Here is a 13,597-nt window from a genome sequence, read left to right as displayed (position 1 = left end):
TGAACGCGAGAAAAGGACTTTGAGCTGGAAAGCATACAGGGATGTTTAGCGCGTTGCTTCATGGCGTTTATGTTCACATTTAAATTTTGCTTGAATAGTTAGTTTGATTTTTGGGCGCCGAGGGATTCCAAAGGGAGGCCGGCGCTTGTGAGATTAACGTTAAAATTCATCCTTGAAGCTGGATTACATCAGTCATCCCTGATCTCATTTTAAAACACTGTGAACTTTTGTTTCGGTTGCTTTTCAACTTTGGCCGCTTTCGCTAATGTGACAGACAGGCTTTATTTTTAGTACTTAGTCAGGTTTAACTCGTTTTTTAGTTACACCCTACTCGATAATTCCTTAACCTATAACTCATTATTAATTCTACAATTATTAAACATTATTTTAATTGTTCTAGCAGTAACCTTTGTAGTTTAATACGCACTTCGTTGGATTTTCGGGAAATTACTTCCGACCCTTTTGTTATCAATGGGCACTTTGAGGTGTCGGGTTGAGAGTTATGGACGCTGGAGATCAAGGTTTTTAAGAATAGTTGAGGCTCATGACATGAATTTAAAGATGAGCGATAACAACTGATAAGTATAAAAAGAAGTATATTAATGAAAAAATTTGGTTTAATTAGTGCGTTAATGTTGGGTTCTATGTCTGTAGCTGCCTATGATGTGATGGATATTTGCTTAGTTACGGGGCTGCCAAGTACGGATGTTCAGGTTGAGAGCATCAAACGAATTAAAATTGCGAAGGGCTCTTACGGCAGTGTAACTGACATCTTGCCAGCGTTCGGGAAGGAGGCTAATTCTTTAGGTGCTAATGCGGTGGTTAATTATGTAGGTTCTCAGCGCTTCGGTTTTTGGCCTTGGCGGTTTGTTCGTCCGATAGTTCGAGGCGAAGCTGCAAAAATTGACTTTAATAATGGGAAAACATGCGAAAGTATTGGTGGTGCAACTATTCGCAGGGTTATTGAAACAAATAAAGAGCCGCATTTAGTAAATAGCTAGTATTTAGTTGGGTAAAAATAAATAATTACGTGCTCACTTTTCACCCATCAATCAAACCTGAAAGCGGAATTTAAATGAATAATGCGAGACAGGGAGCGAAGCGGTCGAGCAAGGCATGTAGGAATGGGTGAATAGCGTCTTGAGACGAACGAAGTTCGGCTAGCTATGAACGCGAGAAAAGGACTTCGAGCTGGAAAGCGTACAGGGATGTTTAGCGCGTTGCTTCATGGCGTTTATGTTCACATTTAAATTTTGCTTGAAGAGTTAGTTTGATTTTTGGGGCGGCTTTTTCTTGGTTCGTTCTTTTTGGCCGTTTAAAAAGAATGAACGAGTGCGGCATGGATGCCGCAAGATAAATACATGGATGTTAATTAATAAATACTCCCTTTAACACTCCTTATACTTCTCCTGCACTAACTTCACATAATGCGCGAGCGATTTATCCCCATGGGTTGTAAAAGTAAATTCCGTAAGTGATACCGCTTGAATGCGGTCGATACGAAATTCACGATAATCGTTCCGTAAGCGGCAATAGGTGATTAACGTCCATTTGCCACCCCAATATACCATACCTAAAGGTTCAACAAGGCGGGTGGTGGTTTGCTGCTTGGCATCGGAATAATCAATGTTTACACAACGGTGTTGCTCTATGCCTTGGCGTAAGGTGAGGGTAAAGGCTTGTTGCGCTTGGTTGTGACTCCAACCCGATACTAAATAGGGCAGATCATCCACTTTTTGTTTTAAGCTATTTGGTAAAACGGCCTCAATTTTAGCAAGTGCAGAATGGGCTTTATCGGCTAAAACAGGATCCGTCCATTCGCTTACCATACGGCTACCTAGCATCAGTGCTTGTAGCTCTTCGAGAGTAAACATCATCGGTGGCAGGTCACACTCTGAAATAAGGTAACCAATGCCTGCTTCGCCTTCGATAGGCACGCCCGATGTTTGTAAATGTTGAATGTCGCGGTAAATGGTGCGCTCAGATACGTTTAGTTTATCTGCTAGCTGTTTGGCGGTTACAGCAAGGCGGCGGCCTTTAAGTAAGTTAACCAGTTGAAATAAACGCTCAGATTTATGCACCATATTTCCTTAATTGAATGCGCTTTACGAGTTAATTATGCGTCACAAGGTGTTTGTGACACTACATCGTAGTGCTCTAAAATAACACTTTCTTTTTCAATTAACTTGGCGAATTGCTGGCAAATTTCATTTTCATAAAATGCCTCTTGCACACGTTTAGCATCTGCCATGGTGGCAAAGTAAACCACATCAACGTAAATATTGTCGCTTTGTTGTTTGGCAAGTGAGCGGTATAGCACACCTGTTTGGTTATTGAGGAACTGTTGCAATGCGTCATTAGCAGCGACGAAGTCCGCTGCTTGGGTGGTTTCTGCTAGTTTAAAGTTTACGATTTCGATTACGTTACTCATCATTTGTCTCCTTTGAAATGATGACGTTATTTAATCAGGCTGTTGTGTCAGGGAGTGTCAGTAGCAAATGAGCTAGAAAATAAAAAAGGAGCCAAATGGCTCCTTTTAGTAAATTGCATTCGTATTATTTGATGAATGCAAAAGCATCTGCATACATGTTTTCGCGAATTGCGCCGTGATTAATAAAGTCATCACGTACAGGGCCAATCATATCGAAGCGACCTGCCATATAGATTTCATAAGGCTCTAGCGAAACAATGTCTTTCATTACAGCTTTATGCACATAGCCTGTGTGACCTTGCCATGTATCAGTTGCGTGTTCTACTACAGGAATAAAGTTGAAGTTAGCTTGGCTTGCAGCCCACTTTTCCATTTCTTCTTTGGCGTAAAGTGCTGATTCGTCGCGTACACCCCAGTAGAAGAATACAGGGCGTGTTGATTTGATTTCAGCAAGGTGATCAGCCATTGATTTTACGTATGAAAAGCCTGTACCGCCCGCAAGTAATACTAATGGAAGCTCTGACTCAGTGCGTAGTTGTGAAATGCCTAAGCCCACTTCAAGTTCAGCTTGCGTATTATTAGCAAAGTGCTCTTTTAGGTGATCAAGCGCTTGCATGGCATAGCTGTTTTCTTCTGATGCACCAATATGTAATTCTAATAGCTCTGTTTGGCTTGGGCGGCTTGCGATTGAGAATGCGCGCTTATCCTTTTCACCCAATACCAGTTGCAGGTAGTGACCTGCTTCAAATGACACTGGCTCACTTGGTTTTAGTTCAACTTTATAAACAAACTCTGTTAATGGAGTAATGCTTACCACGTTTGCTTTAACTAATTGCATTTTTAAACCTTTTCACGACGCAAGTTTAACTGCGTTACTTTTCTAAAATGTTGAGTGAATCCCAAATTTCATCAACACGTTGTTTGACTTTATCGTCCATTACGATGGGTTCGCCCCATTCGCGGTCGGTTTCGCCAGGCCATTTATTGGTGGCATCAAGCCCCATTTTTGATCCTAAGCCAGAAACAGGTGAGGCAAAGTCGAGATAATCAATTGGGGTATTTTCAATCATTGTGGTATCACGGGCAGGATCCATACGCGTAGTAATTGCCCAAATCACATCGTTCCAGTCGCGCGCATTCACGTCATCATCACACACAATAACGAACTTAGTATACATGAATTGACGCAAGAATGACCAAACACCCATCATTACGCGTTTAGCATGACCTGGATATTGTTTTTTCATAGTAACCACGGCCATACGGTAAGAACAACCTTCAGGTGGTAAGTAGAAATCTACAATCTCAGGGAATTGCTTTTGTAAAATTGGCACAAACACTTCGTTAAGCGCCACACCCAAAATAGCCGGCTCATCAGGAGGACGACCAGTATAGGTGCTGTGATAAATAGGATCTTTACGATGCGTAATGTGCGTTACTGTCATGACTGGGAAGTCATCTACTTCATTGTAGTAACCAGTGTGGTCACCATAAGGCCCTTCTGGTGCCATTTCGCCCTGTTCAATATAACCTTCTAATACAAACTCTGCGCTGGCAGGAACTTGTAAGTCGTTCGAAATTGATTTCACCACTTCTGTTTTGCTGCCGCGTAACAACCCAGCAAAAGCATATTCGCTTAGCGTATCTGGTACAGGGGTTACTGCGCCTAAAATGGTTGCAGGGTCTGCCCCAAGCGCTACCGACACAGGATAAGGTTCACCCGGGTGTTCTTTACACCATTCTTGGTAATCCAGTGCGCCGCCACGGTGTGATAACCAGCGCATAATGATTTTGTTTTTACCAAGTAATTGTTGACGGTAAATACCTAAATTTTGGCGCTTTTTATAAGGCCCTTTTGTAACTGTTAAGCCCCAAGTAATTAGTGGCGCTGCATCGCCAGGCCAACAGTGCTGGATTGGTAGCTTAGTTAAATCAACCTCATCACCTTCAACAATTACTTGTTGGCATGGTGCCTTTTTAACTTCTTTTGGCGGCATGTTGAGTACTTGCTTAAACACAGGTAGCTGGCTTAGCGCATCTTTAATGCCTTTTGGAGGCTCTGGCTCTTTTAAAAAGGCGAGTAACTTACCAACTTCTCTTAGTTCAGATACGTCTTCTTGCCCCATACCTAAAGCAACACGCTCAGGTGTGCCAAATAGGTTAGCAAGAACAGGAATAGAATAGCCTTTTGGATTTTCGAAAAGTAGTGCAGGGCCTTTTGCACGCAAAGTGCGGTCGGCTATTTCGGTCATCTCTAAGTAGGTATCAATTTCTTGCTTGATACGCTTTAGCTGACCTTTCTTTTCTAACAGTTCGATAAAGTCCCTGAGGTCTTTATATTTCATAGTATTGTCAGGCTTTTAATAATAAAAATTGATTGGTGATAGTATAACCTTTTGCGCAACTTACGGGCAATTGTATTACCGAAAACATGGTTACAATTGTTTATACTTCTGTGGATGCTTTTTGGTTTAGCATTCAATAGAATAGGGACACAATTATACAAAAAGGATTTTTATGAAATCTTTAATCTTTACAAGTGCTCTGCTTTTTTGTGGTTCAGCTTTTGCAGCGAATGATATCTATGTTGGATTAGATTACGCCTATAACGATTTTGAAATCGCAGATGAAACGGTGAATCCAAATGCTGTGAATTTAAAAGCAGGTTATGAGCTCTTCGACGGTATTTTTTTAGAAGGACAAGTGGCTGTTTCAAGTACGGATGATGACTTGTACCGTATGAACTTCGAGCTAGACAAATCGTATTCTCTATTCGGTCGTTTTGAATCACCCGCATCTTATGGTTTTAGTGCTGATATTTTACTGGGCTGGAGCTGGAACGATATTGCTGTAACAGGCCCAGAAGAAACATATAACAATATTGATAGTTACAATGGTTTTGCTTGGGGCATAGGTTTGAATCAAGAAATCCCTAGTTTTGAAGAGATTAAAGTCCGCTTGGGATATCAAGTATTGCATTCCGATTCAGACTTAAAACTAGCAAATTATACACTTGGCGTAAGCTATACATTTTAAAGGGAATTACACATGAAAAAGTTTAAATTATTACCTTTAGCGTTAGCGACCGCAGTTGTGCTTTCGGGGTGTAGCGAATCTGACGATCCTGCCGCGCTAATTAAAGCAGTTGAACTAGAATCGCAGCGTGCTAACGGTACTATTATCGAAAGCATCGAATTTACTGGTAGCGGTGTACGGTTACGTGCAGGGCAAACTCATCAACTAGTTGCGATGGGTACTGATTCTAAAGGTGATGTTCGAGACGTTTCAAAAGAGGTAACGTGGACGTCATCAAATACTGACGTTGCTACTATCGACTCAAGTGGTTTGGTAACTGCGGTAAAAGCATTAGCAGATAACCAAGGTTTAGTGACTTTTACAGCAACAACTATCAATGATATTGAAGCAACAACTGAGCTTTCAATTAGCGATAGTAAAGCAACCGCGTTAGATGTTGTTCTTAAAAACTCTGACAGTAATCAAGTTACCACCTGTGTTGATGCGCAACTCGCTGCGACAATTACATATCAAGATGGTTATGTAAGTGCTCCAGATACAAATTTATTAACTTGGCAGCTAGCAGGTTCTGCGACAGCTCGTGTTGATGCTAACGGTCTACTATCTACTTCAGCGGAAGACAGTGAAGAGCTGACTATTACTGCAAAACACACTGATGGTGTAACTGGCAGCGATACGTTTTCAACATCAATTGCTCAATTAAGCGCGCTGACGATTCAACATTCAGATAAAAATATTGAAAGCCTTGCAATGGAGCTTGCTCAACGTGAGTCACTTAAGCCTCAACTAACCTTATTGAATGGTGATACACATATTATTTCAAACAGTGCTATTTGGGCTGCGAGTGATAGTGCTGTTGCTGCAGTTTCAAATGAATCTGAGGTACAAGGCAATATTGTGGCACTAACATCGGGTACTACGAATGTGTTTGCTACTTGTGGTGGTCAACAGGCGCAAGTTTCTGTTGAAGTAACTGGTGATTCAACATTAAATGGCTTAAAGATTAATACCGGTGCCGAGAGCATTAGTATTAAACAAGGTGCAAAAGTATCTTTGCAGGCTTTTGCAGATCTAGCAGGCGTATCTGACGACTTTAACGTATCTGAGTTTGCTGGCTGGTCATTTTCTGGTACCGACTTAGTTACATCACAATTTAAGAAGTTAGGTACTAATGAAGCGTATTTAGAAGTAAGTGCATCAAGCTCGAAAACGGGCTCGTTTACCTTGATTTCTAGCTATCGTGGAAAATCAGAAACAATTGATATCACAGTTGTTAAATAAGCTAATCTTTTAGTTAATCAATTCTTTGCTGGTTAACTTGAGATATGTTTTTACGCACTCAAAATTAATTGAGTGCGTAAAATTACTAAAATAAATCTATTTCACCTGCCTCGCTAGGCGCTTCAGCGTTCTCTCGCCGTAATTTAGTTCGTGTACTGGTATTCCACTCTTTATCATTAAAATCAAATAGCTCGAGCTTTTCTCGTAAGCTGGTGGCTAAGTTAACTAAATCATCACTGGTAACCGATTGGATTTTAGAGTTTGAAAGTGCATCAGTATTTAATTCTATCATGGCATAAACCGATGATTGTGCATCGTCTGACGCAGTTCTTTGTTGTTTTACCTGTTGCTGTATTTGTTCAGATAACGAGTGAATCTCATTCATTGCGTGATCTATTTGGTCTATTTCTAAATTTGCCTGCTGCGATAAATTAACTGTTTGCTGAGTCTCTTCATGTGCTTTCATCATTAACTGGTGTACTAAGTCGGTACCAGATTGAATGCGACTTACCATGGCACTAACTTCTTTAGTCGATTCGCTGGTGCGTGCGGCAAGGTTGCGCACTTCGTCAGCCACTACCGCAAAACCTCGGCCTTGTTCGCCGGCGCGAGCTGCTTCTATGGCGGCATTAAGAGCAAGTAAATTGGTTTGTTCGGCAATGGAGTTGATAACTTCAATAATCGACGTAATCTGGTCGCTGTCTTTTTTTAGTTGTTCAAGTTGCTCGCCGGTTTTTTCAATCTTAGTTGCGAGCGATGATAGACTTTGCTGGCTGAGATCTGCATCGGAGCGTGTTTGCTTAACGGAGTCGTTGGCGTTTGTTACCGCTTGGTAAATCAAAACTAAATTGTCATCTAATTGGGCCGATACTTCTACCATAGCGGCCATTGATTGCCCGAGTGTTTCGCCATGGCTATGTTGCATTGTTGCCTTTTGCATCATCGAGCTATAGGTATCTTTTAGCTCATTTGCCATTGGATATAACCGTGCTGATGATGCATATACCTCAGTAATTAGATGGTCCATTACTTCAAGCCAGTTATCAATATAGGTGCATTCATCGGCGTAGTCTGTATTGCCATTATTTTGAAAGCGAAATTTGATGTTTACTTTCGTTGGGTTAGCAACTGCTTGAGAGAAGGATGTTAGAAAACTTGCGTCGGCTTTCTTGTTTTTTTGGCTGTATCCAAATATACCAATAATGACCAGCGACATAATACTTTGCAGTACTAAGTATAGGGTAGAGGCATCAACTAAAAACAGGATTAATAGCGAGCACAGTGCAAAAATTATTATGCTTGGAAAGAGTAGTTTATGTATTTGCATAAATCTGAAATTTAACTCTAAGTGTATAATAGTTATAGAACAGATTTTGTATTGGGCAAATAAAAACGCCAGCTAACTGCTGGCGTTTTTTAAATTATAATGCAATTACTTTCGTTTCATTGAATCGAAGAATTCGTCATTAGTCTTACACATAGCAAGTTTATCAATTAAGAATTCCATTGCGTCGATCTCTGACATTTCGTGTACGATCTTGCGAAGAATCCACATTTTCTGAAGTTCGTCAGCTTTTGTCAGTAGTTCTTCACGACGTGTACCTGAACGGTTGAAGTCGATTGCTGGGAATACACGTTTTTCCGCTATCTTACGGTTTAGGTGTAATTCCATATTACCAGTACCTTTGAACTCTTCGTAGATAACTTCATCCATTTTCGAGCCAGTATCGATAAGTGCAGTTGCAATAATTGTTAAGCTACCGCCTTGTTCAACGTTACGCGCTGCACCGAAGAAACGCTTAGGTTTATGAAGCGCGTTAGCATCAACACCACCAGTAAGTACTTTACCTGATGAAGGAATTACGGTGTTGTAAGCACGGGCCAAACGTGTAATTGAATCAAGTAGGATAACAACGTCTTTTTTGTGTTCAACTAAGCGTTTTGCTTTTTCAATTACCATTTCGGCAACTTGTACGTGACGACTTGCAGGCTCATCGAATGTTGAAGCAACTACTTCGCCTTTTACTAGGCGTTGCATTTCGGTAACTTCTTCTGGACGTTCGTCGATTAGTAGAACAATTAGTTCACACTCAGGGTGGTTTGAGCTAATAGACTGCGCAATGTTTTGTAGCAACATTGTTTTACCCGCTTTTGGCGGAGCTACTAATAGGCCACGTTGTCCTTTACCAATTGGCGCTGCTAAATCGATTACACGGGTTGTGATATCTTCAGTACTACCATTACCACGTTCCATACGTAAACGGTCGTTTGCGTGAAGTGGTGTTAAGTTTTCGAATAGGATCTTAGTACGAGAGTTTTCAGGTTTGTCGAAGTTAACTTCGTTTACTTTTAATAGTGCGAAATAACGTTCGCCATCTTTTGGCGGACGAATTAATCCATTAATTGTATCACCAGTACGTAAACTAAAGCGTCTGATTTGGCTAGGCGATACATAGATATCATCTGGCCCAGCTAAATAAGAGGCTTCGAAAGAACGAAGGAAGCCAAATCCATCTTGAAGTATTTCTAATACGCCACCGCCATAGATGTTTTCGCCGCTCTTTGCGTGAGCTTTTAAAATGGCAAAAATAATGTCTTGTTTTCTTAAGCGGCCTACATTTTCAAGTCCCATGGACTCAGCTAGTTTTACAAGTTCGTTAATCGACTTATTTTTAAGTTCGCGTAAATGCATATTGGTGGGTTCTTTAATGTTTTATTCTCAAGGTTTTTGAGTGGAAGTAATAATGAATAATTACTTAGGATAAATATGATGTAGAAAATAGCAGCTCTTGTTAAAAGCGTCCAGTCTTTATAAAAAATAATCAGTGCAAAAATGAAAAAAGGCTGGTTAAACCAGCCTTTTCTTATGCGTTCTCTTCTAAAAACTCAACTAGTTGAGTTTTAGATAGTGCACCAACTTTAGTTGCAGCAACTTGACCGTCTTTGAACAGTAGTAATGTAGGAATACCACGAATACCAAACTTTGGCGGCGTGCCAGAGTTTTGGTCAATGTTTAATTTACCGATCGTTACACGACCAGCAAATTCTTCTGCTACTTCATCAAGAATTGGCGCGATCATTTTACAAGGACCACACCACTCAGCCCAAAAATCAACTAGTACAGGGCCGCTAGCATTAACTACATCAGACTCAAAGCTATCGTCTGTTAGTTGGATAATTTTATCGCTCATTGGGTTCTCCGATAATTTTCGCGAATTTATTTATAGCGTATTTAAACACTATTGTTTCTTATTGCAAGTTTAAGCGTTATGCTTATTCGCTATGAATAAGACACATTTAACCGAAACAAAGTTTGCCGACTTTGATATTGCGCCGGAAGTGGTTGCCGGACTTACTCGCAAAGGCTTTGAACTTTGTACGCCAATTCAGGCAAAAAGTTTACCTTATGCACTACAAAAACGAGATATTGCAGGGCAAGCTCAAACTGGTACAGGTAAAACCATTGCGTTTTTAGCTGCGACTTGTCACCACTTATTGGTCAATAGTAAAGGGGCAAGTAAACACCCAAGAGCGCTTATTATGGCGCCTACTCGGGAGTTAGCGTTACAGATTTATAACGATGCAAAAATCTTTGCACCCGACTGTAAACTTAACCTTGGCATTGTATATGGTGGCGAGGAATATGAAAAACAACAGGCACAGTTAGAAAAAGGTGTAGATATTTTAATTGGCACAACTGGCCGATTGATCGATCTATATAAGCAGGGCTGTTACAGCCTAAACGATATCGAAGTTGTAGTACTTGATGAAGCCGACCGCATGTTCGACTTAGGTTTCATTAAAGATATTCGCTATTTACTGCGTCGTATGCCTGAAGCGACAGAGCGTTTAAATTTACTGTTTTCAGCTACACTTTCATACCGCGTACAAGAGCTAGCGTTTGAGCATATGACCAATCCGATTCATGTGCAGGTTGAGCCTGAGCAAAAAACTAATCAGCGCATTCAAGAAGAGCTTTTCCACACATCTCAAGACGATAAAATTCCACTTCTTCTTACATTAATAGAAGAAGAGTGGCCGGATAAAGCGATTGTATTTGCTAATACAAAACACATGTGTGAAAACGTATATCAGTGGATGAAAGCAGATGGGCACCGTGTAGGTTTACTTACGGGCGACGTTAATCAGAAAAAACGTATTTCAATTTTGAAGCAGTTTACAGATGGTCATTTAGACTTTTTAGTTGCGACCGATGTTGCCGCGCGTGGATTACACATTGATGCAGTAAGCCATGTTTTTAACTTTGACTTACCAGATGATTGTGAAGATTATGTTCACCGCATCGGTCGAACTGGTCGTGCAGGTGCATATGGTCATGCCATTAGCTTTGCTTGTGAGCAATATGCATACAACCTTCAGCCAATTGAAGAGTATATTGACCATGCGATCCCATTGTCACATTATGATAAAACAGCATTGTTAGACGACATTCCTAAGCCGCGTTATAACCGTGCAAAGCGTCCAAACCAAAATAACCGACGCTCAAATAAACCAGCTCAAAGAAGAGCTCATAGTTAGTAGTTTTTTGAGGTATCAATGCTAACCGTTGATAAAGCAAATGATCAGAACTGTTATGCCGTTATAGATTTAGGCTCTAACAGTTTTCATATGTTAATAGCCAAAGCCGTAGCCGGCGATTTGCAAACAATTGGACGTGTTAAACGAAAGGTAAGATTAGCGGCAGGGCTGGATGAAAATAGCCAGCTAAGCATTGAAGCAATGCAGAGAGGGTGGGAGTGCCTTTCCCTTTTTGCTGAGCGACTTCAAGATATTCCGAAAGATAATGTTACGATTGTTGCTACCGCTACATTACGCTTAGCGGCAAATGCACAGCAATTTGTCGAAAAAGCAGAGCTAATTCTCGGTCATCCAATTCGCGTAATCAGTGGTGAAGAAGAAGCAAAAACAATCTATAAAGGGGTGGCGCACACTTCATCCACACTCGGTAAACAACTGGTTATTGATATCGGTGGTGCCAGTACAGAAGTGGTGATTGGCGATGGCTTTGATCCTCTTTTATATAAAAGCCTAAATATGGGTTGTGTAACCTATCTTGAAAAGTACTTCGAAAATGGCTTGTTAACGCATGACAACTTCGAAGCCGCAACAAATGCAGCAAAAGAAGTTATTGCACCTGTAGTGGCTGAGTATAAACAACTTGGTTGGTTAAGTGTGTCGGGGGCATCTGGTACGGTTCAAGCTATTCAGGAAATCATGATTGCACAAAGGCAAGATGATTTACTGACGCTTGATAAACTGAATGCCATTAAACACCAAGCTGTTTTATACAAATCGATTGATAAACTCGACCTTCCTGGATTAATGCAAGAACGAAAACTTGTATTTGCATCGGGTCTTTCAATTTTAATCGCATTATTTGAAAGTTTAGATATTGAAGTAATGGGGCTTGCTGGTGGTGCATTAAGGGAGGGGGTCTTGTACTCCATGATCCCGGAGCTACATAATAGCGATATTAGAGAGCGCACAGTTCAAAGCTTTATCAGCCGTTATCATATTGATGCAACACAATCACAACGTGTCGCGGACGTCGCACTTTTATTCGCAAAGCAAGTCAAAGACGACTGGCAGTTGAATGATGAAGACTTTTCGATTCTGGACGCTGCTGCGAAGTTACATGAAACAGGCTTATTGATTGGTTATAAAAAGTATGGTCAACATGGCGCATACATAATGACGAATACTGATATGCCAGGTTTTACCAAGGCACAGAAAAACCGTGTTGTTTTTTTAGTTAAGTATCACAAAGAAGATATCGACAAGTTAAACTTTGAGTCATTAGGCTGCTTTTCGGATGTGACATCTAAGTTGCTCCACATATTACGTCTATCCGTTATATTAAGTATGCGTCGAAAAGATGACGTACTACCTGAATTAAAGTTAGTTACATCAAATAATGATTTATCAATTGTTATTCCACATATATGGTTTAGCCAGCACCCACTAATGCAAGCCGAACTCGAAGCCGAGTGCGAGTATGCACGCAAAGGCGGTCAAACTTTACACATAGCGGTTAACTAAAGCGTAAAAATATGGCGTTTTTGTTAATAAAACGCCGCTTTTGTTCGCTAAATGAGCGAACGCACCAAATTTTCAAATTTTCTTTAAAAAAGGGGTTGCGCTCAAACCAAATCTCTCTATAATGCGCCTCCACCAACACGGGGAACGACGCAGCATAGCAGCGAATCACGAGTTGGTTGAGTCAAGTAAAACTGAGTTTTGAACGTTTTCAAAATAAAAAGAAAATAATCAAAATTAAGTGTTGACAAAAAATTAGGAAAGCGTAACATACGCAGCCCTAACAGCGACGAAGCGTCGCGGCAAACACGAGGTTGTTTGCACTGTTCTTTAAAAATTTAAGCAATCATCTGTGTGGGCACTCGTACAGATTAAGTTCTAACATACGCTTTTAGCGTAACAAAATTTAGACTTAATTGAACTGAGTGACCAACGGAATAAAGAAATTTATTCAGCACAGTCAATTCGATATCGTAAGATATCAAAATCAGAATTCATTGAGTCGGACGTAAGTCCAAAAACACTTTTAATTGAAGAGTTTGATCATGGCTCAGATTGAACGCTGGCGGCAGGCCTAACACATGCAAGTCGAGCGGTAACATTTCTAGCTTGCTAGAAGATGACAAGCGGCGGACGGGTGAGTAATGCTTGGGAACATGCCTTTAGGTGGGGGACAACCATTGGAAACGATGGCTAATACCGCATAATGTCTACGGACCAAAGGGGGCTTCGGCTCTCGCCTTTAGATTGGCCCAAGTGGGATTAGCTAGTTGGTGAGGTAATGGCTCACCA

12 protein-coding genes and 1 rRNA gene (1 of these 13 cut by a window edge) are annotated in these 13,597 nt (G+C 40.8%); 6 read left to right on the top strand and 7 right to left on the bottom strand.

The window, feature by feature from the left end; translation table 11 throughout:
• The first annotated feature begins 602 nt into the window (after positions 1-602).
• Positions 603-1,001 carry a hypothetical protein gene (locus AC2IOM_RS04035; RefSeq protein ID WP_486359184.1) on the top strand — a complete coding sequence of 133 codons (399 nt, stop codon included), beginning with the start codon at positions 603-605 and terminating at the stop codon, positions 999-1,001.
• 387 nt (positions 1,002-1,388) lie between these two features.
• On the opposite strand, the gene AC2IOM_RS04030 is transcribed toward AC2IOM_RS04035, so the two are convergent.
• The 4 genes from AC2IOM_RS04030 to ubiD form a co-directional block, all read right to left on the bottom strand.
• Positions 1,389-2,084 (bottom strand): helix-turn-helix transcriptional regulator, encoded by a 696-nt coding sequence (locus tag AC2IOM_RS04030; protein ID WP_486359183.1) that lies wholly within the window; start codon positions 2,082-2,084, stop codon positions 1,389-1,391.
• A 32-nt stretch (positions 2,085-2,116) separates the two neighbouring features.
• On the bottom strand, positions 2,117-2,434 hold the full coding sequence (locus AC2IOM_RS04025; protein WP_486359182.1) for a hypothetical protein: 318 nt from the start codon (positions 2,432-2,434) through the stop codon (positions 2,117-2,119).
• A gap of 121 nt (positions 2,435-2,555) precedes the next feature.
• Positions 2,556-3,269, bottom strand: a complete 714-nt coding sequence (gene fre, locus AC2IOM_RS04020; protein WP_100914066.1) for an NAD(P)H-flavin reductase — start codon at positions 3,267-3,269, stop codon at positions 2,556-2,558.
• Between the two features lie 34 nt (positions 3,270-3,303).
• Complete coding sequence (ubiD, locus tag AC2IOM_RS04015) at positions 3,304-4,776, bottom strand: 4-hydroxy-3-polyprenylbenzoate decarboxylase (protein WP_336434234.1); 1,473 nt, start codon at positions 4,774-4,776, stop codon at positions 3,304-3,306.
• Between the two features lie 172 nt (positions 4,777-4,948).
• On the opposite strand from ubiD, the gene AC2IOM_RS04010 reads away from it, so the two are divergent.
• Entirely contained in the window at positions 4,949-5,467 is a 519-nt protein-coding gene (locus tag AC2IOM_RS04010; protein WP_486359181.1) for an outer membrane beta-barrel protein, read from the top strand.
• Positions 5,468-5,479: 12 nt separating this feature from the next.
• Positions 5,480-6,748, top strand: a complete 1,269-nt coding sequence (locus AC2IOM_RS04005; RefSeq protein WP_486359180.1) for an Ig-like domain-containing protein — start codon at positions 5,480-5,482, stop codon at positions 6,746-6,748.
• Between the two features lie 85 nt (positions 6,749-6,833).
• Here AC2IOM_RS04005 and AC2IOM_RS04000 read toward each other — a convergent pair whose 3' ends face one another.
• From AC2IOM_RS04000 to trxA, 3 genes are all read right to left on the bottom strand, one after another.
• Complete coding sequence (locus AC2IOM_RS04000; RefSeq protein WP_486359179.1) at positions 6,834-8,075, bottom strand: methyl-accepting chemotaxis protein; 1,242 nt, start codon at positions 8,073-8,075, stop codon at positions 6,834-6,836.
• Positions 8,076-8,180: 105 nt separating this feature from the next.
• Positions 8,181-9,440 carry a transcription termination factor Rho gene (gene rho / locus AC2IOM_RS03995; RefSeq protein ID WP_010562309.1) on the bottom strand — a complete coding sequence of 420 codons (1,260 nt, stop codon included), beginning with the start codon at positions 9,438-9,440 and terminating at the stop codon, positions 8,181-8,183.
• Positions 9,441-9,612: 172 nt separating this feature from the next.
• Positions 9,613-9,939, bottom strand: coding sequence for a thioredoxin TrxA (gene trxA, locus AC2IOM_RS03990; protein ID WP_010562308.1), 327 nt, complete (start codon positions 9,937-9,939; stop codon positions 9,613-9,615).
• Between the two features lie 91 nt (positions 9,940-10,030).
• Here trxA and rhlB point away from each other — a divergent pair, with 91 nt between their 5' ends.
• From rhlB to AC2IOM_RS03975, 3 genes are all read left to right on the top strand, one after another.
• The gene (rhlB, locus tag AC2IOM_RS03985; RefSeq protein WP_054981474.1) at positions 10,031-11,287 is read left to right on the top strand and encodes an ATP-dependent RNA helicase RhlB; all 1,257 of its coding nucleotides are present in this window, start codon (positions 10,031-10,033) and stop codon (positions 11,285-11,287) included.
• 18 nt (positions 11,288-11,305) lie between these two features.
• Positions 11,306-12,808: a guanosine-5'-triphosphate,3'-diphosphate diphosphatase gene (gppA, locus tag AC2IOM_RS03980; protein ID WP_486359178.1), complete on the top strand. Its 1,503-nt coding sequence runs from the start codon at positions 11,306-11,308 to the stop codon at positions 12,806-12,808.
• Between the two features lie 524 nt (positions 12,809-13,332).
• A 16S ribosomal RNA gene (locus AC2IOM_RS03975) occupies positions 13,333-13,597 on the top strand; it runs 1,268 nt beyond the window's last position.

Source organism: Pseudoalteromonas sp. NS-SX12 (assembly GCF_057367955.1).
The sequence above is the reverse complement of the archived record's forward strand: the minus strand, read 5'-3'. Positions and strand labels throughout refer to the sequence as shown.

What these genes read in the sequence shown, in the direction of transcription:
- AC2IOM_RS04005 (WP_486359180.1), top strand. Translation starts at nt 5,480, where the DNA reads ATGAAAAAGTTTAAATTATTACCTTTAGCGTTAGCGACCGCAGTTGTG.
- fre (WP_100914066.1), bottom strand. Translation starts at nt 3,269, where the DNA reads ATGCAATTAGTTAAAGCAAACGTGGTAAGCATTACTCCATTAACAGAG.
- trxA (WP_010562308.1), bottom strand. Translation starts at nt 9,939, where the DNA reads ATGAGCGATAAAATTATCCAACTAACAGACGATAGCTTTGAGTCTGAT.
- AC2IOM_RS04035 (WP_486359184.1), top strand. Translation starts at nt 603, where the DNA reads ATGAAAAAATTTGGTTTAATTAGTGCGTTAATGTTGGGTTCTATGTCT.
- AC2IOM_RS04030 (WP_486359183.1), bottom strand. Translation starts at nt 2,084, where the DNA reads ATGGTGCATAAATCTGAGCGTTTATTTCAACTGGTTAACTTACTTAAA.
- AC2IOM_RS04010 (WP_486359181.1), top strand. Translation starts at nt 4,949, where the DNA reads ATGAAATCTTTAATCTTTACAAGTGCTCTGCTTTTTTGTGGTTCAGCT.
- gppA (WP_486359178.1), top strand. Translation starts at nt 11,306, where the DNA reads ATGCTAACCGTTGATAAAGCAAATGATCAGAACTGTTATGCCGTTATA.
- rho (WP_010562309.1), bottom strand. Translation starts at nt 9,440, where the DNA reads ATGCATTTACGCGAACTTAAAAATAAGTCGATTAACGAACTTGTAAAA.
- ubiD (WP_336434234.1), bottom strand. Translation starts at nt 4,776, where the DNA reads ATGAAATATAAAGACCTCAGGGACTTTATCGAACTGTTAGAAAAGAAA.
- rhlB (WP_054981474.1), top strand. Translation starts at nt 10,031, where the DNA reads ATGAATAAGACACATTTAACCGAAACAAAGTTTGCCGACTTTGATATT.
- AC2IOM_RS04025 (WP_486359182.1), bottom strand. Translation starts at nt 2,434, where the DNA reads ATGATGAGTAACGTAATCGAAATCGTAAACTTTAAACTAGCAGAAACC.
- AC2IOM_RS04000 (WP_486359179.1), bottom strand. Translation starts at nt 8,075, where the DNA reads ATGCAAATACATAAACTACTCTTTCCAAGCATAATAATTTTTGCACTG.